The sequence below is a fragment of the Mycobacterium marseillense genome (assembly GCF_010731675.1).
Taxonomy (GTDB): Bacteria; Actinomycetota; Actinomycetes; order Mycobacteriales; family Mycobacteriaceae; genus Mycobacterium; species Mycobacterium marseillense.
The window spans coordinates 4,722,287-4,742,436 of record NZ_AP022584.1 but is presented as its reverse complement, the minus strand read 5'-3'; the positions used below and the strand labels follow the sequence as shown (position 1 = coordinate 4,742,436).

Genomic DNA, 20,150 nt, shown 5'->3' with positions numbered 1-20,150 from the left:
CAAACCGGACCCGTTATGCGGCCGGGACCGCGGACAGGTGCTGGCGCTGCGGCTCGCTGCGGTAGCGCGACGGCTTGCCGTTGATCTTGCACAACCGCCACATCAACCGCGCCGAGCGCGTCTCCATCAGGCCGGTGTCGTAGGCCAGCATCCGCACGTCACCGAACATGTCGCTGAGCCACTTGCGCGATTCCGGCGACCGGAAGAACAGTTCCTTCTTGACCTCGCGCGGGATGTCGAATTCCTGCCAGAAGGCCTTGGGCGGCACCACAATTGCACGGCACAGCACCTTCATGGTCAGCGGCAGGTACAACGCGGTCCAGAATCGCTGCCTCTTGGTCAATTCCGGCATCCGCCTGCGCAGGAACTCGTGGGCGAACGAGATGTGGCGCGCTTCCTCGGCGACGTGAATCGCCATCACCCGTTCCATGATCGGATGGAGCGACTTGCCCTCGCGCAGAACGTTTTTCTGCGTGTGGTCGATGGGCTCCTCGCCGGCGAGCACGCCGATGAAGAACGCCACCGGCAGCGGCCCGGCCACCAGCGGAACCAACGGCGAGAGCCACTTGAGCATCCGCGGCATGCCCGGGACGTCGGCACCGATCCGGTTGACCATCTCCTGGAACATCATGGTGTGGTTGCACTCTTCGACCGACTCGTGCAGGCAGTACCGGTACTCGGGCGACCCGTTGGGCACCCAGAACGTGTAGTTCATCAGCCCGCGGATCAGGATGGATTCGAAGTGCAGCCCCACCTTGGCCACGTTGGCCTGCCGCCACATCCCGATCTTGATCTTGCGCTCGTCGGACTGCGCCAAGTACCAGGGATGGCGGCCCAGCGGGTCGGTCTCGGGCAGGATCCACCGAGGGTCGTCGTCGGTGACTGCGAACTCCGGTGAGTCCCAGTCGATGTCGGTGTAGGGATTGAAGTTGCGCCGCACCGACCCCTCGGACAGTGTGGCAAGCATGTTGACGTAGTCAGCGTCGTCGCGCACTTCCATGTTGCGGCGCCAACGCCGGACCATTCGCGTCCTAGCCATAATTAGGCCTCCTCAACGAGGTTTACATTTGGACGTGCTATGTCCAGACAGTACCGGAGGTACCGGATATTTCCTAGACCCCTCCGAGGCACTGTGACCTGACCGGTGGTCATCGATTTCGTATGCCCTAGATCACAACGGACGAAACGTCTGGGGGCACCCGATCAGGCGTTTTGCCGCGACGGCAGGCGCGTTCGATTGGCCCGGCGCATCGCCCCGCCAGGGTGGCTCACTACCCTGATGAGCATGGCTGACCAGCTCGCAGATTCCCTTCAAATTCCCGACGCCATCAAACCCCGCGACGGCCGGTTCGGGTGCGGCCCGTCCAAGGTCCGACCCGAACAACTGCAGGCGTTGACCACGACCGCGACGCCGCTGTTCGGAACCTCGCACCGGCAGGCGCCGGTCAAGAATCTGGTCGGCCGACTCCGGTCGGGGCTCGCCCAGCTGTTCTCGGTGCCGGACGGCTACGAAGTCATTCTGGGCAACGGGGGCGCGACGGCGTTCTGGGATGCCGCGGCGTTCGGCTTGATCGACAAGCGCTCGCTGCACCTGTCCTACGGGGAATTCAGCTCGAAGTTCGCCTCCGCGGTCGCCAAGAACCCGTTCGTCGGCGATCCCGTCGTCATCAAGTCGGATGCGGGCAGCGCGCCCGAGCCGCAGAGCGATCCCTCGGTGGACGTGATCGCCTGGGCCCACAACGAGACCTCGACCGGCGTCGCGGTGCCCGTGCGCCGGCCCACCGACTCCGGTGACGCATTGGTCGCCATCGACGCGACGTCCGGGGCCGGCGGCCTGCCCGTCGACATCGCCGAGACGGATGCCTACTACTTCTCGCCGCAAAAGAACTTTGCCAGCGACGGCGGACTGTGGCTGGCGGTCATGAGCCCCGCCGCGCTCGCCCGCGTCGAGTCCGTCGCCGCCTCCGGCCGCTGGGTGCCCGACTTCCTGTCGCTGCCCATCGCGGTGGAGAACAGCCTCAAGGATCAGACCTACAACACCCCGGCCGTCGGCACCCTGGCGCTGATGGCCGAGCAGGTCGACTGGATGCTGGCCAATGGCGGGCTCGACTGGGCCGTCAAGCGCACCGCTGACTCCTCGGGACGGCTGTACTCGTGGGCCGAAGAGCGGCCCTACACCACCCCGTTCGTCGCCGATCCGAAACTGCGCTCGCAGGTGGTCGGCACCATCGACTTCGCCGACGACGTCGATGCCGCGGCCGTGGCGAAGATCCTGCGGGCAAACGGCATCGTCGACACCGAGCCGTACCGCAAACTCGGCCGCAACCAGTTGCGGGTCGGGATGTTCCCGGCGGTCGATCCCGACGACGTCAGCGCTCTCACCCAGTGCGTCGACTGGGTCGTCGAGCGCCTGTAGCCCCGCACCTACCGAACGCCGGCAATCGGCGTGCCGCCGCCCAGCGTGTCAGCACAGGTGATGGGTGGCGGCTGGACTAAAGTGCGCCGTGACGGATCCGTCGCTGACCTGCACGGAGCCTGCGAGGAGATAGCCATGCGGGAACTCAAAGTGGTTGGGCTCGATGCCGACAGCAAATACGTCATCTGCGAGAGCGATGATCCCGCGGAGCAGTTCAAGCTGGCGGCCGACGACCGCTTGCGAGGCATTCTGCGCGACGCGGCCCAGCACCCCGAGCAACCGCCGCTCGAGATTGAAGTCACCAACATGCTCAGCCCCAAGGAAATTCAGGCCAAGATCCGCGCCGGCGCGTCCGTCGAGCAGGTCGCCGCGGCGTCGGGCTCGGACGTGTCACGCATCCGCCGCTTCGCTCACCCGGTGCTGTTGGAACGGTTCCGCGCCGCGGAGCTGGCAACCGCCGCGCACCCCATGCTGGCCGACGGTCCCGCCGTGTTGACCCTATTGGAGACGGTCAGCGCCGCCCTGGTGACGCGGGGGCTCGACCACGACAAGCTCAGCTGGGACGCCTGGCGTAACGAAGACAACCGCTGGACGGTGCAGCTCGCCTGGAAGGTCGGCCGTTCGGACAACCTCGCGCATTTCTGCTTCGCTCCCGGCGCCCACGGCGGCACGGTCACCGCCATCGACGACGCGGCCAGCGCGCTGATCGATCCGACCTTCGAACGGCCGCTGCGGCCGGTGGCGCGGGTGGCCCACGTCGATTTCGAGGAGCCCGCGAAGCCGCCCGTCGCGGAAACGCCGGCCCCGGAGCCGGACGAAAAGCCCGTGCACAGCCGCCGGGGCAAGCCGGTCATCCCGGCGTGGGAAGACGTATTGCTCGGCGTGCGCTCGGGAGGGCAGCGCTAAGCGGCTGCCAGGGCGAGAAGCGCGACCCACGCTCCCGTCACGCCGACTCCGGCGCCCAGCACGAACCAGCGCAGAACCGGGGTGCGCCGCCACCCCCACAGGGTGGGCGCCAGTCCCCCGGCCGCCACGACGTTCAGCCCGACGGCCAGCAGCGGGTGCACGCGCACCAAGCCCAGGCTGAGCACCACGATCGCCGCGGCGATGACCGCCGCGACAAACGCGGTCACCGTCAAACCCGTTGCCCAGGGCACGGACTCGTCCTTCATCAGTCGAAGCCTAGCTTGACCGTTCATCCCCGCCTTTCGTCGTCGCGTGGCCTAACGTCACCGAGCCTCGCCCGCTCGTAGAACGCCAGGGCGGCCGCGGTCGCGACGTTGAGCGAGTCGGTGCCCCGCGACATGGGGATGCGCGCCCGCACGTCGCTCAACCGCAGGGTGGCCGGCGTCAGCCCGGGACCCTCGGCGCCCACCAACACCGCGACGCGCTGGTCGCGCGCGGCCGTCATCGCCTCGGCCAGCGGGCACGCCGACTCATGCGGGGTCATCGCCAAAAGTCGAAAGCCGTTCTCCTTCAACGTCATCAACTCGGCGGGCCAACAGCTCGCGCGCGCATACGGCACCAGCAGCGCGTGGCCCATCGACACCCGGACGGCGCGACGGTACAACGGGTCGGCGCATCCGCTGCCGAATATCACCGCGTCGACGCCGAGTCCGGCGGCGTTGCGGAAAATCGAGCCCAGGTTCTCGTGATCGTTGACGCCTTCGAGCACAGCGACGGTGCGAGCGCCGGCGATCACCTCGGCCACGCCGGGCTCCGGCACCCGCCGGGCGGCCGCCAGCACGCCGCGATTGAGGTGGAAGCCGACCACGCGGGCCATGACATCGGCAGACGCCCGGTAGAACGGGACGGCGCTGCCGGCCAGGTCCTCTTTGAGCTCGGTGAGCCGGCGGTCGGTGCCGAGCAGCGCATGCGGGTGGAAGCGGGAGGCGAGCATGCGCTGAACCACCAGCACGCCTTCGGCGATCACCAGCCCTTTGCCCGACGGCAGGTCGGGACGGCGATCGACACTGTTCAGGTCGCGGAAATCGTCGAGCCTCGGGTCGTCGGGGTCATCGACGTCCTCGACATTGCCGGCATCGGCGCCGGCGCTCACGGGCTTTCGTCGACCAAAGCCAACATCAGATCGGCCGCGCTGCGCAGGATGTCGCGTTGGTCGGTGTCCAGCGTCGACAGCCGTTTGGCCAGCCATTCCTGACGGGCGCGACGGTTGGCTTTGACCAACTCCGCCCCGGACTCGGAAACCGAGACGAGCACCTGCCGGCCGTCGACGGGGTGCGGCACGCGGTCCACCAGACCCATCTCGGCCAGCGACGCGATCACCCGCGTCATCGACGGCGGCCGGACCCGTTCGCGAATCGCCAGGGCGCCGGGCGTCATCGGGCCTTCGTTGGCCAGCATCGCCAGCGCCGACAGCTGCGACAGTGACACCGGCGACGACGGGTTGCGGAACCGCAGTTGGCGGGCCAGCCGCATAACAGCCAGTGACAGGTCGCTGGCGAGCCGCGCATCGCTGTCAGGCATGGCGCGAGGTTACACGGAAGCCTGAGAAACCGGGACACCAACCGGTGAACGACGGGTGTTCACTAAAGCGAACGGAATTTCATCGAAACGCTTAGCTGCGCGCCGATCCCGGCCTGCTCGGAATTTCGATCGTCCAGTTCGGCAAGTAGGCGGCCACCGATGAGCGCCGGAGGCGGGCTATGTTAATCGCGATGTCCGCCGAACCTGGCCACAACCGCGCGGTACCGCCGCTGCCGGCGGCACTGGTGCACGCGTGGCCGTTCATCGCGCTCGGAGCGTTGGGCTGGGTCGTCGCGGCGACCGTGGCATTCCTGGTGCCCGCCCTGGCGAGCTGGCGCCCGGTGACGCTGGCCGGGCTGGGCGTGGGGCTGCTCGGAACAACCATTTTCTTGTTGCAACTCGCGGCGGCCCGCCGCGGCGCCCGCGGCGCCCAGGCCGGACTCGAAACTTACCTCGACCAAAAATGATCCGCTGACCGTTGGAGGAGCGATGGTAGCCCCGCTATTGCAAGCGCACGTCGACATCAACGCACCGGTTGCCAAAGTGTGGGAATTGATTTCCGATCTTCGGCGAATGCCGGAGTGGAGTCCGCAATGCCGCTGGATGAAGCCGTTCGGCCCGGTGCGTCAAGGCACCCGCACCCTCAACCTCAATCGCCGCAACCGCATGTTCTGGCCGACCACCTGCACGGTCGTCGAAATCGTCCCGGACCGAAAACTCGCGTTCCGCGTCGACACCAACAACACCGTCTGGAGCTATGAGCTCGAACCGGCCGGCGAGGGTACCCGGGTGATCGAGAGCCGGCACGCCGAAAACGGCGTCACCGCCTTTTCGAACCTGTCGGTCAAAGCGCTGTTCGGCGGCACCGACAACTTCGAACACGAATTGCTCGACGGCATGAACGCCTCATTGGCGCGCATCAAGGCCGCCGCAGAAGACGCCGCACGGGGCTAGTCGGGCGTCTCGCTCGGGGGATCGGCCGGCGGCTGCGGCTCGGAGTCGGCAGCCTCGGTCTCGGACTGCGGCTCAGGCGTTTCCGTCACCGATTCCGGCGGGGCTTCCGACGTCTCTGACGGCGCAGGCGGCTCGGTCGTCTCCGCAGTCTCCGCCGTCTCCGGTGTCTCCGCCGTCGCCGGAGTCTCCGCCGTCTCCGGCGATTCCGACGTCTCTGGCGATTCCGACGTCATGGGCGGTGCGGTCGACTCGACCGGCGCCTGGGCGACGTCCAGCACGCCGTCGTCGTAGGGCTCGTACGCAGGGGACCCCGTGCCCGCCGGCACCGGGGTGTCCGAGTGCGCACCGCAGCCGTACTGCTTGTCGACGATGTGCCCGTCGGCCGACAGTTCATTGCCGCACACGCCGAACATGGCCCCGAGGGATCCCGACAGCGGCAGGAAGAAGCCGCAGTCGCGGCACACGCGCTTGGTGGATCGCGCCATCGGCGAGTCGGGGCCGTAGTCGCCGGTGTGCCATCGTTCGGCCGCCTCGGCGCGGCCCTCGCCGCTCATCACCCAGCGTCGGCCCAGGCCGACCTCGGCGGCGGTCTCGTCGACCTGCGGGTCACCACTGGCGGTGTAGCCGGGAACCAGCCGGGGATCGTCGGCGGCGGGGGCCAACAAGTCCCCGGGACTGAGGTCCCCGGGGCGCACCCGCTGGTCCCACGGCACCCATTCCGGCGCCAGCAGCGCGGTCGGCCCCGGGACCAGCACCACTTCGCTGACGGTGGCGTGATCGGCGCCGGGATAGGCGGCCACGACCACGGCCCACTGCCACCCCTGGTAACCGGGAAGATGCGCCAGGAACCGGTGGGTGGCGGTGTTCGGGTCTTCGTAGCCGACGCCCAGATAATCGCCGAGCGCCTCCGGTCCGCTGTACTCCACGACGGCGGCCCTGGCCTGGTCGGCCGCGCCCGTGAGCACCGCCGCCAACCCTTCGGGCCACTCGTCCACGGTCGCCACGGAAGATCCTTCGGTGAGTCTGGTCACGCTGTCTTCTGTCTGCATTGCGGTTCCAATACTAGGTTGACGAGCCACACCCCGTTACCTGCAGACGCATGTCGCCGGCATAGGGGAGAATCGGGGAGTGTCTGGGCGGCGGCAAGACGATCCGGGCCGGGTGGCCTCGAAGCCGGGGCGCCGGGCCCCCAATGGCGTTGCCGCACAACATCCGGGCGCGGCCAACTACCCCGCCGGCGACGGTGCCCAGCGCCGCACACGTCGCCCACCGCCGATGCCGAGCGCCAACCGCTATCTGCCCCCGCTGGGCCAGCAGGAGGAGCCGAACCGCAGCAACAGCCCGCCCCCGCGGGGTCCGACGTCCGGCGAGCGGATCACCGTCACCCGCGCCGCGGCACTGCGCAGCCGCGAAATGGGTTCCCGCATGTACTGGATGGTGCAGCGCGCCGCGACGGCCGATGGCGCCGACAAGTCCGGTCTGACGGCGCTGACGTGGCCCTCGGTGGCCAACTTCGCGGTCGACGCCGCGATGGCCGTCGCGCTGGCCAACACGTTGTTCTTCGCCGCGGCGACCGGGGAAAGCAAGGGCCGCGTCGCGCTGTATCTGCTGATCACCATCGCGCCGTTCGCGGTGATCGCACCCCTCATCGGCCCCGCGCTGGACCGCCTGCAGCACGGGCGACGCGTCGCGCTCGCCGCGTCGTTCGCCCTGCGCACGGCGTTGGCACTGGTGCTGATCATGAACTACGACGGCGCCAGCGGGAGCTACCCGTCGATGGTGCTGTATCCGTGCGCGCTGGCCATGATGGTGTTCTCGAAGTCTTTCAGCGTGCTGCGCAGCGCGGTGACACCCCGAGTCATGCCGCCGACCATCGACCTGGTGCGGGTCAACTCGCGGCTGACCATGTTCGGTCTGCTGGGCGGCACCATCGCCGGGGGCGCCATCGCGGGGGGTGTCGAATTCGTCTGCACCCACCTGTTCAAACTGCCCGGGGCGTTGTTCGTCGTCGTGGCGGTCACGCTCGCCGGCGCGTCGTTGTCCATGCGGATTCCGCGCTGGGTCGAGGTCACCGCGGGTGAGGTTCCCGCCACCTTGAGCTATCGCCAGGACAGCGAACCCCTGCGCCGAAGCTGGCCCGAAGAATTCAAGAAGGTCCCCAAGAAGGCCACTGCCACGCTGCGTCAGCCCTTGGGCCGCAACATCATTACCTCGTTGTGGGGTAACTGCACCATCAAGGTGATGGTGGGTTTTCTGTTCTTGTATCCCGCATTCGTCGCCAAGGCGCACGACGCCAGCGGGTGGGCGCAGATCGCCATCCTCGGGGTGATCGGCGCCGCGGCCGGCATCGGCAACTTCGTCGGCAACTTCACCAGCGCGCGCATGAAACTGGGCAGGCCCGCCGTGCTGGTGGTGCGCTGCACGCTGGCGGTGAGCGCGGTCGCGTTGGCGGCCTCGGTGGCCGGCAACCTGATGCTCGCCGCGATCGCCACACTGGTGACGTCGGGGGCCAGCGCGATCGCGAAGGCCTCCCTGGACGCCTCGCTGCAGAACGATCTGCCGGAGGAATCGCGCGCGTCGGGGTTCGGCCGCTCGGAGTCGACGCTGCAGTTGGCCTGGGTCCTCGGCGGGGCCGTGGGGGTGCTGGTGTACACCGAACTATGGGTCGGATTCACCGCGGTCACTGCCCTGCTCATCCTGGGCCTGGCGCAGACGCTCGTCAGCTTCCGCGGTAACTCGCTGATTCCCGGCCTGGGAGGTAATAGGCCGATCATGGTCGAGCAGGAAGGCACGCGTCGCGGCGTCGGCAGCCCGGCGGTGGTCGCCGAGTGAAATCCCGAATCAACCGCGGCGTGGCCGTGTTACTGGCCTGCCTGATGGCTTTGGTCTGTGTGGGCGTCGGGGTCGGCACGTGGCTGCTGGTGGGTCGCTCCGGCCCGCAACGCCCCGAGATCAGCGCGTACTCGCATGGCCACCTGACCCGGGTGGGGCCCTACCTGTACTGCAACGTGCTCAACCTTGAAGACTGTGAGACGCCGCAGACCCAGGGGGAACTCCAGGTCGGCGAGCGCTATCCGATTCAGCTCTCGGTCCCCGATGCCATCTACCGCGCGCCCTGGCGGCTGGTTCAGGTCTATGAGGATCCAACGAACAGCACCAGCACCATCTTTCGGCCGGGCACGCGGCTCGCGGTGACCATTCCCCCGGTCGACCCGCATCGCGGTCGCCTCGCCGGGATCGTCGTCCAATTGTTGACACTGGCGGTGGACCCGGCGGGCGAGCTCCGCGATGTCCCGCACGCGGAATGGTCTGTGCGGCTGGTCTTTTAGGTTTTCCGTCGAGCGTCGACTTGTTGCGGCAAAACACGACATTTCCGCGCAACAACTCGACGCTCGGCGAGAAGGCTAGGCCCCGTGGCCGACGGGGACCCGCTCTCCCTCGAGTGGCGGGTCCGGGGGCGTTCCCTCCCCGAAGGGCTTGCCGCCCAAGTTTTCTCGCCCGTGCGGTGACAGCCACCCGGACAGGTCGGGACCCTTGGGCACGATGCGGGTGGGGTTGATGTCGGCGTGGACGATGTAATAGTGCTGCTTGATCTGGACGAAGTCGATGGTGTCCCCGAAGCCCGGCGTCTGGAACAGGTCGCGCGCGTAGGCCCACAACACCGGCATCTCGCTCAATTTGCCGCGATTGCACTTGAAATGCCCGTGATACACCGGGTCGAAGCGGGCCAACGTGGTGAACAACCGCACGTCGGCCTCGGTGATGGTGTCGCCCACCAGGTAACGCTGGTCGGCCAGCCGGTCGCTCACCCAATCCAGCGCGGCGAACAGCCGGTCGTAGGCGGCCTCGTAGGCGTCCTGTGAACCGGCGAAGCCGCAGCGGTACACGCCGTTGTTGATTTCGGTGTACACCCGCTTGGTGACCTCGTCGATTTCCGCGCGCAGCCGCTCGGGGTAGAGCTCGGGCGCGCCGTCGCGGTGGTAGTCCGACCACTCCGTCGACAGGTCCAACGTCATCTGCGCGAAGTCGTTGGTGACCACCGCCCCGGTCGGCACGTCGACGATCGCCGGGACCGTGATGCCCTTGGGGTAGTCGGGAAACCGCTTGAAGTAGGCGTCTTGCAGCCGTGGGATCTTCAGGACCGGGTCCACACCACCGGGATCGAGATCGAACGTCCAACTGCGCTCGTCATGCGTGGGGCCGCAAAAGCCGATGGAGAGAACGCTTTCGAGGCCCAACAACCGGCGAACGATGATCGCGCGGTTGGCCCACGGGCACGCGCGGGCGACGACGAGGCGGTACCGGCCCGGCTCGACCGGGTACCCGTCGCGGCCATCGGCGGTGATGCGCGTCGTGATGTAGTCGGTGTCGCGATTGAACTCGCCTTCTTGGGCGATGTAGGAAGCCATGTCTTCCATCGTGGCTCAGCGCGGGCTCGTTGCCGAGCGGTCGCCGGATAAGAACCGTCGCGCCAGATTGGTCTCGGTCGACTCACCCTCTTCCCAATGGGCGATCCACGGTCCGGTGCCCTCGGACTGATCGAGGACCCCGGCCTCCAGCCACCCGTACCGGCCCTGCAGCAGGTTGCGGGTCAGCTGCACATCGCCGACGTCGGTGTTATCCCACAACCCGCGAAACAACGTCTCCACCCGCAGGGTCGCTTGGTCGCAAAACGCTTCGGCCAGCTCGTAGGCCTGCTGACCCACCACCGGATCGCCGGCGCGTTGCGACTCCGCGTGCACGCACACCGCGGACATCGCGAACAACTCCGCACCGATGTCGACGACGCGGCCGAGGAACCCCTGCCGCTGCTCGAGCTTGGCCTGCCAGCGCGCCATGCCGTAGAAGGTGTTTCGCGCGAGCTTGCGGCTAGAGCGTTCGATGAACCGCAGGTGCGCCGCCAGCGGGCCGAATTCGTGGTAGGCCCGCGGCCGCTGTCCTTCACCGAACGCCAACTGCGGCAACCACTTTGCGTAGAAGCCGCTCGCGCCGACCGCCGCGGCGGCCTTCTGCCGCAGACCGGTGTCGGGCTTGGCGAGGTCGCCGGCAGCGGCCAGATGGGCATCGACCGCCTCGCGGGCGATGAGCAGCCTCATGATCTCGCTGGAACCCTCGAAGATGCGATTGATCCGCAGGTCTCGCAGTACCTGTTCGACGGGAACGGCGCGTTCGCCACGTGCGGCCAGTGACTCCGCGGTCTCATAGCCCCGCCCGCCCCGGATCTGCATGACCTCGTCGGCGATCACGCAGGCCATCTCGCTGGACCACAACTTGGCCAGCGCCGCCTCGATCCGGATGTCATTGCGCCCTTCGTCGGCCATCTGCGCGGACAGTTCGAGTACGGCATCGAGCGCGTAGTTGGTCGCAGCGATGAACGAGAGCTTGCGGGCCACCGCCTCGTGCTCGGCGAGCGGCTTGCCCCACTGGACGCGCTCACCGGACCATTCGCGCGCGATCTTCAACGCCCACTTCGACGAGCCCGTCGCGCTGGCGGGGATTGACAAGCGTCCGGCGTTGAGCGTGGTCAACGCGATCTTCAAGCCGTCCCCTTCGGAGCCGATCAGATTTTCGCGCGGGACCCGGACGCGGTGCAGCCTGGTCACGCCGTTTTCGATGCCCCGCAGGCCCATGAACTTATTGCGCCGCTCCACGGTGATTCCGGGTGAATCGGCCTCGACGACGAAGGCGCTGATGCCGCCGCGGCGCCCTTCGCTCTTAGGCACCCGGGCCATGATCACCAGCAGTTCGGCGACCACGCCGTTGGTAGTCCACAACTTCACGCCATCGAGTTCGTAGGCCTGCCCGTCGTCGGTGGGGGTCGCCGTCGACGCCAGTCGGGCGGGGTCGGAGCCCACGTCGGGTTCGGTGAGCAAAAACGCCGATATGGCGCCGGCGGCACAGCGCGGCAGGAACTTCTGCTTCTGCTCCGGGGTGCCGGCGAGTTTGAGCGGCTCGGGCACCCCGATGGACTGGTGGGCCGACAGCAGCGCGCCCAGACTGGGATGGACGCTCGTCACCATCATCAACGCCCGGTTGTAGGCGACCTGCGACATGCCCAGGCCGCCGTATTCGGCGGGAATCTTCATCCCAAAGCAGCCCAGGTCGGCCAAGCCCTTCACGTATTCGTCGGGGATCTGTGCGTCACGCTCGATGGCGCTGCCGTCGACGGTCTCGAGGAGCTCGCGCACGCTGTCGAGGAACGCGCGGGTGCGCGTTTCGTCGGCTTCCGTGGGTGTGGGGAACGGGTGTATCAGCTCCAGCGGGAAGCGGCCGAGAAACAATTCCTTCGCGAAGGACGGTTTCTCCCAACCGGTTTCGCGAGACTCCTCGGCGAGCGCTCTCGCCTGTTCCTCAGTGACCTGCGCTTGCTGTGCCATCGCAGCCTCCTTGCTAGACGACCGTCATGGGGTGTTGAGTACCCCATCTGCGGCCCGCCACCGAGCCGTCGTCTGCAAATTGGCGGTGGTGCGCGCCTTAGGCGTCGAGCTCCCGCGCCACGGCCTTGACCACCTCGGATACCCGGCGCGCCGTTTTGCGGTCCGGGTAGCGACCCTTGCGCAGCTCGGGCTGCACGGTGCTTTCCAGCAGCGTGATCATGTCCTCGACCATGCCGTGCAGTTCGTCCGGGTTGTGCTTGTGCTCGGCGGGCGTCTCGCGCCGCGCCTTGGTCAGGCTGGGCGGCGGCTCAATCAGCTTGAGGCTCAACGCTTGCGGTCCGCGCCGGCCGGAGGCGATACCGAATTCCACCCGCTGGCCCGCCTTGAGCCCCTCGACCCCAGCGGGCAGCGCCGACGACCGGACGTAGACGTCTTCGCCGTCCTCTTGCGACAGGAAGCCGAAGCCCTTGTCAGCGTCGTACCACTTAACCTTGCCGGTCGGCACTGGTCTCACCTGCTTGTCTTACGGATCATTAGAAATAGGCAACACAACAAGCGTCCCGCCTGCGCAGGACGCCGTATTGAGAGTCTGATCCTACTCGGATGCGCGCATAACGAGCACCCCCGTTATTGGTCACTCGGTACGCTTGGTAGTACCCGCGGAGGAGATATGCGCCTGATCCTGAACATCATCTGGCTTCTATTCGGCGGCCTTTGGATGGCCGCCGGATACCTCGTCGCCGCGCTCGTCAGCTTTCTGCTGATCATCACCATCCCGTTCGGCTTCGCGTCGCTGCGCATCGCCTCGTACGCGCTGTGGCCGTTCGGCCGCACGATCGTCGACAAGCCCACCTCGGGATCGGGGGCCCTGATTGGAAACATCATCTGGGTGATCCTGTTCGGGCTGTGGCTGGCGATCGGTCATCTGGTCAGCGCGGTGACGATGGCGCTGACGATCGTCGGCATCCCGCTGGCGCTGGCCAATCTCAAACTGATTCCGGTGTCCCTGATGCCGCTGGGCAAGGAGATCGTTCCCCTCGACTCGCCGATCCACCACGCGGCGCCGGTGGCCGCATGACCCTGACGGCATTGGGTTTCCCGACGGTCCGGAGCCGCCCTGACGGCGCGCGCGGTGATCGTGCCGTTGCCGGGGAAGCGCCGTCCGCGGGCCCGTTGGTAGACACCTACGGGCGGGTCGCCACCGATCTGCGGATCTCGCTGACCGATCGCTGCAACCTCCGTTGCACCTACTGCATGCCGGCCGAGGGCCTGGACTGGCTGCCGGGCGAGCAACTGCTGACCGCCGGCGAGCTCGCCAGGCTGATGGACATCGCGGTCACCCGGTTGGGGGTGACCAGTGTGCGGTTCACCGGCGGGGAGCCGTTGCTGGCACGCCATCTCGAAGAGGTGATCGCCGCGGCGGCCGGGCTGCGGCCCCGGCCCGAGATCTCCCTGACGACCAACGGTGTCGGGCTGGCGCGCCGCGCCGCCGGGCTCGCGCGGGCAGGCCTGGACCGCGTCAACGTCTCGCTGGACAGCGTGGATCGGCAGCATTTCGCGGCGATCACCCGTCGCGATCGGCTCGACGACGTGCTGGCCGGCCTGACCGCCGCCCACGACGCGGGCCTGGCGCCGGTGAAGGTGAACGCCGTGCTCGACCCCGCGACCGGCCGCGAGGACGTGGTGGAGCTGTTGCGGTTCTGCCTCGCGCACGGCTACCAGTTGCGGGTTATCGAGCAGATGCCGCTGGACGCCGGGCACCAATGGCGCCGCGACGCGGCGTTGAGCGCCGACGACGTGCTGGCCGCGCTGCGCCCGCATTTCCGGCTGCGGCCCGACCCGGCGCCGCGCGGTTCCGCTCCCGCCGAGCTGTGGCTGGTCGACGAGGGCCCCGGCACGCCGGAAGGCAAGGTGGGCGTCATCGCCTCGGTGTCGCACGCGTTCTGCTCGACGTGTGACCGCACCCGGTTGACGGCCGACGGGCAGATCCGCAGCTGCCTGTTCGCGAAAGAAGAGACGGACCTTCGGGCGCTGCTGCGCACCGGCGCGCCCGACGAGGCGATCGAGGCAAGGTGGCGTACCGCGATGTGGGGCAAGCCCGCCGGCCACGGCATCAACGACCCCAACTTCATCCAGCCCGACCGCCCGATGAGCGCGATCGGTGGCTAGCCCCATGGGGCAGTCCCCCGTCCAGGCAACCGGCATCGGAGTGACGGTGCGCTACTTTGCGGCCGCTCACGCGGCCGCGGGCGTCGAGGCCGAGACCCTGGTGGTGCGCCCCGGCACCACGGTCGGCGAGCTGGTCGAGCGGCTCGCCACGCGAGGATCACGCCTTGCCACCGTCTTGAGCCGATGCTCGTACCTGTGCGACGGCGTCGCCGTGCGCGATGAGACCACGACGTTGCAATCCGGTGACACGATCGATGTTCTGCCGCCCTTCTCCGGCGGCTGAAACTGTGAAACATCTCACATAACGGAACGATAACGGCGCGGTCACGGTCCAATCTCGCGTGTGATGACCTGCGCAAACACCATGTGCTCCTGCGGTTTTCGCACGTTATCGAGAGCGAAACGCCAGGTTTCGCGACACGTGACGAGACCAACAGAAACCGTTACGGTCTCCGAAGGCTCGCCAGCCATCCCGATTGGCGGACCTCCCCTCCCTATCGCGCCGAGCTCCATCCAATAGGCGGGGGCAACCAACTCATGGATGGAGACGGGGGACCCACCGGTCCACCGTGATCGGACTGGGGCCGCTCGCGGCCCCTAGGGGTGAAGCCGACGTCGTCCCCGACGACCACGCCGGCCGGGTGGCCTCTCCAACCCGAACCCGACAGCTGACCTCGCAGGCGCGTGACGAGAGAGGAATACATCGGCGCGCATGAGCGGACGTCACCGTAAGCCCACCGCATCCAGTGTCAACGTCGCCAAGATCGCCTTTACCGGCGCAGTGCTTGGTGGCGGCAGCATCGCCCTCGCCGGCCAGGCGGCCGCGGCCACCGACGGCGAATGGGACCAGGTAGCCCGCTGCGAGTCGGGCGGCAACTGGGCCATCAATACCGGAAACGGCTACCACGGCGGGGTGCAATTCAGCGCCAGCACGTGGTCGTCACACGGTGGCGGCCAATACGCCCCATCGGCCGAACTTGCCACGAAGGAACAGCAGATCGCCGTCGCCGAGCGCGTGCTGGCGACCCAGGGGCGCGGCGCGTGGCCCGTCTGCGGCGGCCCGCTGTCGGCTCCCAGCGCGCGCGACGTGCCGACCCCGGCCGGCCTGGACGCCCCGCTGGATGCGCCCGGCGTCAACGGCGCACCGGCGCCGCTGGCCCCGCCCGCCGAGGCGCCCGCGCAGGACGCCCCGCCGCCCGCTCCGGTACAGCTGGCCTCCTTCGACCGTCCGGCACCGGAGGCTCCGCCCGCAGACCTGCCGGCCCCCCCTGAGGAGCTGCCCCCAGCTCCCCCCGCGGACGCCGCTCCCCCGGCCGATCTGCCCCCCGCTCCGCCCGCCGATGCGATGCCGCCCGCCCCTCCGGTGGACGCGCCCGCCGCGCCCGTCGCCGAGGCGGACTTCCAAGGTTTCGTCCCGGTCGGCATGCCGGAGCTCGCGTCCGACGCCAGCTACACCCAGCAACTGTGGGAAGCGATTCGGGCACAGGACGTTCAGGGGAACGACGCGTTGGACGCCCTGGCGCAGCCGTCCAACGCCTGAGGCTCCCGCACCACCAGATTCCCCGCACGCCCCGAAAACCCTCCTGTTCGGGGCGTGTAGGGCACGGCGCACCAAATCCGGGGCGTCAGCTGGCTACGGCGTCAGGCCGAGCCGACCCACTCCTCGGTGCCGTCGGCGAAGAACTGGTGCTTCCACACCGGTAGCCGCGCCTTGATGGTGTCGACCAGTTGCGCGCAGGTGGCGAAGGCCGCCTGCCGGTGGTCGGCGGCGACCGCCGCTACCAAAGCCGCCTCTCCGATGTGCAGCACACCGACGCGGTGGCTGGCGGCGACGGCGCGGACGCCGCTCGATTGCGCCGCCACATCGGCCACCACGTCAGCCATGACCTGCGCGGCCGAGGGGTGCGCCGAGTACTCCAGCCGCACCACGCGTCGCCCGACGTCGTGGTCGCGGATCATGCCGACGAAGCCGACGATGGCCCCGGCCGATTGATGGCCCACCATCTCTTCATGCTCAGCCAGAAGGATCGGATGCTCGGTCATGACTGCGCGCACGACCAGCGTCATCGCTGGTGGTCTTTACCGGCGAGTTGATCGAGCGCGTGGTCGAGCACGTCGGCGAGCACGCCGAGCCCGTCGCGCACCCCACCGGGTGACCCCGGCAGGTTGACGATCAGGGTCCGTCCGGCCACCCCGCACACGCTGCGGGACAACACCGACGTCGGCACCTTGGGCAGCCCCGACTGGCGGATCGCCTCTGCCAGGCCGGGGATGAGGTAATCGATGACGGCCACGGTCTGGTCCGGGGTGCTGTCAGTGGGTGAAATGCCGGTGCCGCCGGAGGTGAGGATGACGTCGACGTCCTCATCGATCGCCTTGCGCAGCGCATCGCCGACGGGCGACCCATCGGCGACCACCTCCGGCTCTGCGGCCGAAAAGCCCCGCTCCGTGAGCCATTCGGTGATGATCGGCCCGCATCGGTCTTCGTATTGTCCGGCCGACGCCCGGGTCGAGGCGATGATGACGCGGGCCGATCGCGTGCTCATGACCGCGTCCACATTCCGGTTTTGCCGCCTTCCTTGCGCAGGACTCGAATGTCATCGATCCGCGCGGCCGGATCGACCGCCTTGATCATGTCGTAGAGCGTCAGGGCCGCGACGCTGACGGCGCAAAGCGCTTCCATCTCCACCCCCGTGCGGTCGGTGCTGCGCACCGTGGCGGTGATCTCGATGTCCGACTCGGCCACGTCGAAGTCGATGTCGACCCCGGTGAGCGCGAGCTGATGGCAGAGCGGAATGAGATCGCTGGTGCGCTTCGCCGCTTGGATACCCGCTATCCGGGCGGTGGCAAGCGCGTCGCCCTTGGGCAGGCCCCCCGACGAGATCAGTTCCACCACGTGCGCCGACGTGCGCAAGGCACCCGCGGCGACGGCGGTCCGCTTGGTGGCTGCCTTCTCGCTGACGTCGACCATGTGCGCCGCCCCCTGGTCGTCCACGTGTGACAGCGCACCCGAGCGGGATTCTCCCGACGCCCAGGTCGCCGAGGCTTTCGCGGCCTCAGAGGCCCTGGCCATGTGGAGACCTACCGATTGACGACGGTGACAGGGTGCAGGTAGGGAAGCTCGGTGGAGGGCAGCGGGAACGTCAGCTCGCCGAAGGGCGACAGCGCACCCGTCCGGTCGGTCACGAGTTCACTGACCGCGTGGTCGTCGGGGTCCGTCGTCGGCCAGCCGTTGTCGACATACTTGGTTTTGCGAGCTTTGCCCTCAGCAGTGTCAGCCACGAGGTCCATTCTGACAGGTGGCCCTGGAGCGCGTGGCGCAAGACCGTAGGTTCGCGCCGGCCCTTCGCAGTCTGCTCAGCACCCACGACCTGCTTTACGCTGGTCAGCGATGACCGACAACACCCCGGATATCCCGCTGGGGTCGTGGCTGGCCGAGTTGTCCGATGAGCGCCTGATCCGCCTGCTGGAATTGCGGCCGGACCTCGCCCAGCCCCCGCCCGGCAGCATCGCCGCGCTGGCGGCCCGAGCCCAGGCCCGCCAGTCGATCAAGGCTGCCACCGACGACCTCGACTTCCTGCGGCTGGCGGTGCTCGACGCGCTGCTGGTGCTGCAGGCCGATGCGGAACCGGTGCCGGCCGCCAAGCTGCTGGCGCTGATCGGCGACCGTGCCCCCGAAGGCGAGGTCCTCGAGGCGGTCGACGACCTCCGGCACCGCGTCCTGGTCTGGGGCGAGACCGCGCTGCGGGTCGCCCCGGACGCCGGGACGGGAATGCCGTGGCATCCGGGGCAGGTCATCCTCGAGGACACCTCGCGCGACGCCGAGCAGATCGCCGCCCTGATCGACGACCTCGACCCGGCGCAGCTCGACGTGCTGGAGAAACTTCTCGAAGGCTCCCCGATGGGCCGCACGCGGGATGCGGCGCCCGGCGCGGCGCCGGACCGCCCGGTGCCGCAGCTGCTGGCCATGGGCCTGTTGCGGCGCATCGACGCCGAGACCGTGATCCTGCCCCGCCACGTGGGACAGGTGCTGCGCGGCGAGCAGCCCGGCCCTATGCAACTGACCGCGCCGGACCCGGTGGTGTCGACCACCAGCACCGACGATGTCGACGCGACGGCCGCCGGAGCCGCCATCGACCTGCTGCGGGAGCTCGACGTCCTGCTCGAAACACTTTCCGCCACACCGGTTTCCGAGCTGCGCAGCGGCGGACTGGGGATTCGGGACGTCAAGCGGCTGAGCAAGGTGACCGGCATCGACGAGTCGCGGCTGGGTTTGATCCTCGAAGTCGCCGCCGCAGCGGGATTGATCGCCAGCGGCATGCCTGACCCCGAACCCACCGCCGGTGAGGCACCGTACTGGGCCCCGACGGTCGCCACCGACCGGTTCGCCGCGCTGTCCACCGCCGAGCGTTGGCAGCTGTTGGCACGCAGCTGGCTCGACCTTCCCAGCCGGCCCGCACTGATCGGCACCCGCAGCCCCGACGCCAAACCCTATGGGGCGCTTACCGACGCCCTGTACTCCACGGCCGCACCGCTGGATCGCCGGCTGCTGCTCGGCATGCTGTCCGAGCTCCCGCCCGGCGCCGGCGTGGACGCGGCGGAAGCGTCGGCGGCACTGATCTGGCGGCGTCCGCGCTGGGCCAAGCGATTACAGCCGGGACCCGTCGGGGACCTGCTCACCGAGAGCCACGCCATGGGCCTGGTGGGGCGCGGGGCGATCAGCACGCCCGCTCGGTCGCTGCTGGACGGGGACAACGATCTTCAGGTCGCGGTCGACGCGATGTCCCGGGCCCTCCCCAAACCGGTCGACCATTTCCTGGTGCAGGCCGATCTGACGGTCGTGGTGCCCGGTCCGCTGCAACGTGACCTGGCCGAGCAGCTCGCCACTGTGGCCACCGTCGAATCGGCCGGTACCGCGATGGTGTACCGCGTCAGCGAGCAGTCGATTCGGCATGCGCTCGATGTCGGCAAGACCCGCGACTGGATGCACGCCCTGTTCGCTAACCACTCTAAAACGCCTGTGCCCCAAGGGCTTACCTACCTCATTGACGATGTTGCGCGCCGGCACGGGCAGCTGCGGATCGGCATGGCCGCGTCGTTCGTGCGCTGCGAGGATCCGGCGCTGCTGGCCCAGGCCGTGGCCGCGCCGGCGACCGAAGAGGTGCAGCTGCGCGCGCTGGCTCCCACGGTGGCGGTGTCGCCGGCGCCGATCGGTGAGGTGCTCGCCGCGCTGCGGGCAGCCGGATTCGCCCCGGCGGCCGAGGACTCGACGGGCGCCATCGTCGACGTGCGGCCGCGCGGCGCCCGGGTGGCCACACCACAGCAACGCCGCCCGTATCGCCCGCTGCGGCGTCCCAACAGCGACAGCTTGCACGCGGTCGTCGCGGTGCTGCGCAAGGTCACCGCAGCCCCGTTCGGCAACATCCGCGTCGATCCGGCGGCCACCATGACCCTGTTGCAGCGCGCCGCCCGGGAACAAGGCACCCTGGTGATCGGTTATCTAGACGCGGCCGGCGTGGCCACGCAGCGTGTCGTGTCGCCGATCTCCGTCCGGGGCGGCCAGTTGGTCGCCTTCGATTCGGCATCGGGGAGGCTGCGCGACTTCGCGATCCACCGCATCACGTCGGTGGTGTCGGCCTCCGGCCAATAATGGTTGGCATGCCGGGCGCGAAGCAGAGCGAAGCGATGAGGAGGAGTGGCGCTAGTCATGCGCGCCGACGACGATGCAGAGCGAAGCGATGAGGAGG

General features: G+C 68.5%; 22 protein-coding genes, 1 pseudogene and 1 riboswitch. Of the genes and pseudogenes, 11 read left to right on the top strand and 12 right to left on the bottom strand.

The window, feature by feature from the left end; all coding sequences use genetic code 11:
• Positions 1–13: 13 nt before the first annotated feature.
• Positions 14–1,039 (bottom strand): AurF N-oxygenase family protein, encoded by a 1,026-nt coding sequence (locus G6N26_RS22245; RefSeq protein WP_067167960.1) that lies wholly within the window; start codon positions 1,037–1,039, stop codon positions 14–16.
• 246 nt (positions 1,040–1,285) lie between these two features.
• Between G6N26_RS22245 and serC the strand changes: the two genes are divergently transcribed.
• Positions 1,286–2,416, top strand: coding sequence for a phosphoserine transaminase (gene serC, locus G6N26_RS22240; RefSeq protein ID WP_139799138.1), 1,131 nt, complete (start codon positions 1,286–1,288; stop codon positions 2,414–2,416).
• 135 nt (positions 2,417–2,551) lie between these two features.
• Entirely contained in the window at positions 2,552–3,322 is a 771-nt protein-coding gene (gene sepH, locus G6N26_RS22235; RefSeq protein WP_083017966.1) for a septation protein SepH, read from the top strand.
• On the opposite strand, the gene G6N26_RS22230 is transcribed toward sepH, so the two are convergent.
• Genes G6N26_RS22230 through G6N26_RS22220 form a run of 3 tightly spaced genes read right to left on the bottom strand, consistent with a single transcriptional unit; the run spans position 3,319 to position 4,903 of the window.
• On the bottom strand, positions 3,319–3,588 hold the full coding sequence (locus G6N26_RS22230) for a DUF2537 domain-containing protein (RefSeq protein ID WP_067167966.1): 270 nt from the start codon (positions 3,586–3,588) through the stop codon (positions 3,319–3,321). The genes sepH and G6N26_RS22230 overlap by 4 nt on opposite strands.
• Positions 3,589–3,611: 23 nt before the next feature.
• The gene (locus G6N26_RS22225; protein ID WP_083017964.1) at positions 3,612–4,475 is read right to left on the bottom strand and encodes a TrmH family RNA methyltransferase; all 864 of its coding nucleotides are present in this window, start codon (positions 4,473–4,475) and stop codon (positions 3,612–3,614) included.
• Entirely contained in the window at positions 4,472–4,903 is a 432-nt protein-coding gene (locus tag G6N26_RS22220) for an Rv0880 family HTH-type transcriptional regulator (RefSeq protein WP_064934318.1), read from the bottom strand. The genes G6N26_RS22225 and G6N26_RS22220 overlap by 4 nt, the downstream gene beginning before the upstream one ends.
• 191 nt (positions 4,904–5,094) lie before the next feature.
• Here G6N26_RS22220 and G6N26_RS22215 point away from each other — a divergent pair, with 191 nt between their 5' ends.
• Both G6N26_RS22215 and G6N26_RS22210 read left to right on the top strand, forming a co-directional pair.
• Positions 5,095–5,370, top strand: coding sequence for a DUF2530 domain-containing protein (locus tag G6N26_RS22215; RefSeq protein WP_067167970.1), 276 nt, complete (start codon positions 5,095–5,097; stop codon positions 5,368–5,370).
• A 22-nt stretch (positions 5,371–5,392) separates the two neighbouring features.
• A complete protein-coding gene (locus G6N26_RS22210) occupies positions 5,393–5,857 on the top strand; it encodes an SRPBCC family protein (RefSeq protein WP_083017962.1) in 465 nt (154 codons plus the stop codon).
• A 245-nt stretch (positions 5,858–6,102) separates the two neighbouring features.
• Here G6N26_RS22210 and G6N26_RS22205 read toward each other — a convergent pair.
• Positions 6,103–6,888: pseudogene (locus tag G6N26_RS22205) on the bottom strand (DUF3027 domain-containing protein); the annotation flags it as partial.
• Positions 6,889–7,018: 130 nt separating this feature from the next.
• On the opposite strand from G6N26_RS22205, the gene G6N26_RS22200 reads away from it, so the two are divergent.
• Together G6N26_RS22200 and G6N26_RS22195 are read left to right on the top strand one after the other, a co-directional pair.
• Entirely contained in the window at positions 7,019–8,689 is a 1,671-nt protein-coding gene (locus tag G6N26_RS22200; RefSeq protein ID WP_139799139.1) for an MFS transporter, read from the top strand.
• 44 nt (positions 8,690–8,733) lie between these two features.
• Entirely contained in the window at positions 8,734–9,186 is a 453-nt protein-coding gene (locus tag G6N26_RS22195; protein WP_276058684.1) for a DUF2771 domain-containing protein, read from the top strand.
• Positions 9,187–9,261: 75 nt separating this feature from the next.
• On the opposite strand, the gene G6N26_RS22190 is transcribed toward G6N26_RS22195, so the two are convergent.
• The 3 genes from G6N26_RS22190 to G6N26_RS22180 all read right to left on the bottom strand — a co-directional run bounded on the left by G6N26_RS22190 (position 9,262) and on the right by G6N26_RS22180 (position 12,739).
• On the bottom strand, positions 9,262–10,266 hold the full coding sequence (locus tag G6N26_RS22190; protein ID WP_083018071.1) for a glutathione S-transferase family protein: 1,005 nt from the start codon (positions 10,264–10,266) through the stop codon (positions 9,262–9,264).
• A 15-nt stretch (positions 10,267–10,281) separates the two neighbouring features.
• On the bottom strand, positions 10,282–12,234 hold the full coding sequence (locus G6N26_RS22185; protein WP_083017955.1) for an acyl-CoA dehydrogenase family protein: 1,953 nt from the start codon (positions 12,232–12,234) through the stop codon (positions 10,282–10,284).
• A gap of 97 nt (positions 12,235–12,331) precedes the next feature.
• Positions 12,332–12,739, bottom strand: coding sequence for a cold-shock protein (locus tag G6N26_RS22180; protein ID WP_067167981.1), 408 nt, complete (start codon positions 12,737–12,739; stop codon positions 12,332–12,334).
• Between the two features lie 165 nt (positions 12,740–12,904).
• On the opposite strand from G6N26_RS22180, the gene G6N26_RS22175 reads away from it, so the two are divergent.
• The 4 genes from G6N26_RS22175 (at position 12,905) to G6N26_RS22160 (ending at position 15,943) form a co-directional block, all read left to right on the top strand.
• The gene (locus G6N26_RS22175) at positions 12,905–13,312 is read left to right on the top strand and encodes a YccF domain-containing protein (RefSeq protein ID WP_083017953.1); all 408 of its coding nucleotides are present in this window, start codon (positions 12,905–12,907) and stop codon (positions 13,310–13,312) included.
• The gene (gene moaA / locus G6N26_RS22170) at positions 13,309–14,403 is read left to right on the top strand and encodes a GTP 3',8-cyclase MoaA (RefSeq protein WP_067167986.1); all 1,095 of its coding nucleotides are present in this window, start codon (positions 13,309–13,311) and stop codon (positions 14,401–14,403) included. The genes G6N26_RS22175 and moaA overlap by 4 nt, the downstream gene beginning before the upstream one ends.
• Before the next feature lie 4 nt (positions 14,404–14,407).
• On the top strand, positions 14,408–14,686 hold the full coding sequence (locus G6N26_RS22165; protein ID WP_067167989.1) for a MoaD/ThiS family protein: 279 nt from the start codon (positions 14,408–14,410) through the stop codon (positions 14,684–14,686).
• Between the two features lie 212 nt (positions 14,687–14,898).
• Positions 14,899–15,102: riboswitch (cyclic di-AMP (ydaO/yuaA leader) on the top strand.
• 13 nt (positions 15,103–15,115) lie between these two features.
• Complete coding sequence (locus tag G6N26_RS22160) at positions 15,116–15,943, top strand: transglycosylase family protein (RefSeq protein WP_145012325.1); 828 nt, start codon at positions 15,116–15,118, stop codon at positions 15,941–15,943.
• Between the two features lie 101 nt (positions 15,944–16,044).
• Here G6N26_RS22160 and G6N26_RS22155 read toward each other — a convergent pair whose 3' ends face one another.
• Genes G6N26_RS22155 through G6N26_RS22140 form a run of 4 tightly spaced genes read right to left on the bottom strand, consistent with a single transcriptional unit; the run spans position 16,045 to position 17,685 of the window.
• On the bottom strand, positions 16,045–16,470 hold the full coding sequence (locus G6N26_RS22155) for a molybdenum cofactor biosynthesis protein MoaE (protein ID WP_083015131.1): 426 nt from the start codon (positions 16,468–16,470) through the stop codon (positions 16,045–16,047).
• Positions 16,467–16,949 (bottom strand): MogA/MoaB family molybdenum cofactor biosynthesis protein, encoded by a 483-nt coding sequence (locus G6N26_RS22150; protein ID WP_083015198.1) that lies wholly within the window; start codon positions 16,947–16,949, stop codon positions 16,467–16,469. Before G6N26_RS22150 ends, G6N26_RS22155 begins: the two co-directional genes overlap by 4 nt.
• Positions 16,946–17,476: a cyclic pyranopterin monophosphate synthase MoaC gene (gene moaC / locus G6N26_RS22145; protein WP_067165145.1), complete on the bottom strand. Its 531-nt coding sequence runs from the start codon at positions 17,474–17,476 to the stop codon at positions 16,946–16,948. Before moaC ends, G6N26_RS22150 begins: the two co-directional genes overlap by 4 nt.
• An 8-nt stretch (positions 17,477–17,484) precedes the next feature.
• Positions 17,485–17,685, bottom strand: a complete 201-nt coding sequence (locus G6N26_RS22140; protein ID WP_008253834.1) for a hypothetical protein — start codon at positions 17,683–17,685, stop codon at positions 17,485–17,487.
• Positions 17,686–17,794: 109 nt separating this feature from the next.
• Here G6N26_RS22140 and G6N26_RS22135 point away from each other — a divergent pair, with 109 nt between their 5' ends.
• Positions 17,795–20,053: a helicase-associated domain-containing protein gene (locus G6N26_RS22135; RefSeq protein ID WP_083015128.1), complete on the top strand. Its 2,259-nt coding sequence runs from the start codon at positions 17,795–17,797 to the stop codon at positions 20,051–20,053.
• Positions 20,054–20,150: the final 97 nt, after the last annotated feature.

Bases quoted from the DNA above. Each gene is read 5' to 3' on its own strand.
- sepH (WP_083017966.1), top strand. From the start codon at position 2,552: ATGCGGGAACTCAAAGTGGTTGGGCTCGATGCCGACAGCAAATACGTC.
- G6N26_RS22210 (WP_083017962.1), top strand. From the start codon at position 5,393: ATGGTAGCCCCGCTATTGCAAGCGCACGTCGACATCAACGCACCGGTT.
- G6N26_RS22185 (WP_083017955.1), bottom strand. From the start codon at position 12,234: ATGGCACAGCAAGCGCAGGTCACTGAGGAACAGGCGAGAGCGCTCGCC.
- G6N26_RS22245 (WP_067167960.1), bottom strand. From the start codon at position 1,039: ATGGCTAGGACGCGAATGGTCCGGCGTTGGCGCCGCAACATGGAAGTG.
- G6N26_RS22230 (WP_067167966.1), bottom strand. From the start codon at position 3,588: ATGAAGGACGAGTCCGTGCCCTGGGCAACGGGTTTGACGGTGACCGCG.
- G6N26_RS22175 (WP_083017953.1), top strand. From the start codon at position 12,905: ATGCGCCTGATCCTGAACATCATCTGGCTTCTATTCGGCGGCCTTTGG.
- G6N26_RS22160 (WP_145012325.1), top strand. From the start codon at position 15,116: ATGAGCGGACGTCACCGTAAGCCCACCGCATCCAGTGTCAACGTCGCC.
- G6N26_RS22155 (WP_083015131.1), bottom strand. From the start codon at position 16,470: ATGACGCTGGTCGTGCGCGCAGTCATGACCGAGCATCCGATCCTTCTG.
- G6N26_RS22195 (WP_276058684.1), top strand. From the start codon at position 8,734: ATGGCTTTGGTCTGTGTGGGCGTCGGGGTCGGCACGTGGCTGCTGGTG.
- moaC (WP_067165145.1), bottom strand. From the start codon at position 17,476: ATGGCCAGGGCCTCTGAGGCCGCGAAAGCCTCGGCGACCTGGGCGTCG.
- G6N26_RS22220 (WP_064934318.1), bottom strand. From the start codon at position 4,903: ATGCCTGACAGCGATGCGCGGCTCGCCAGCGACCTGTCACTGGCTGTT.
- G6N26_RS22135 (WP_083015128.1), top strand. From the start codon at position 17,795: ATGACCGACAACACCCCGGATATCCCGCTGGGGTCGTGGCTGGCCGAG.
- moaA (WP_067167986.1), top strand. From the start codon at position 13,309: ATGACCCTGACGGCATTGGGTTTCCCGACGGTCCGGAGCCGCCCTGAC.
- G6N26_RS22165 (WP_067167989.1), top strand. From the start codon at position 14,408: ATGGGGCAGTCCCCCGTCCAGGCAACCGGCATCGGAGTGACGGTGCGC.
- serC (WP_139799138.1), top strand. From the start codon at position 1,286: ATGGCTGACCAGCTCGCAGATTCCCTTCAAATTCCCGACGCCATCAAA.
- G6N26_RS22150 (WP_083015198.1), bottom strand. From the start codon at position 16,949: ATGAGCACGCGATCGGCCCGCGTCATCATCGCCTCGACCCGGGCGTCG.
- G6N26_RS22215 (WP_067167970.1), top strand. From the start codon at position 5,095: ATGTCCGCCGAACCTGGCCACAACCGCGCGGTACCGCCGCTGCCGGCG.
- G6N26_RS22190 (WP_083018071.1), bottom strand. From the start codon at position 10,266: ATGGCTTCCTACATCGCCCAAGAAGGCGAGTTCAATCGCGACACCGAC.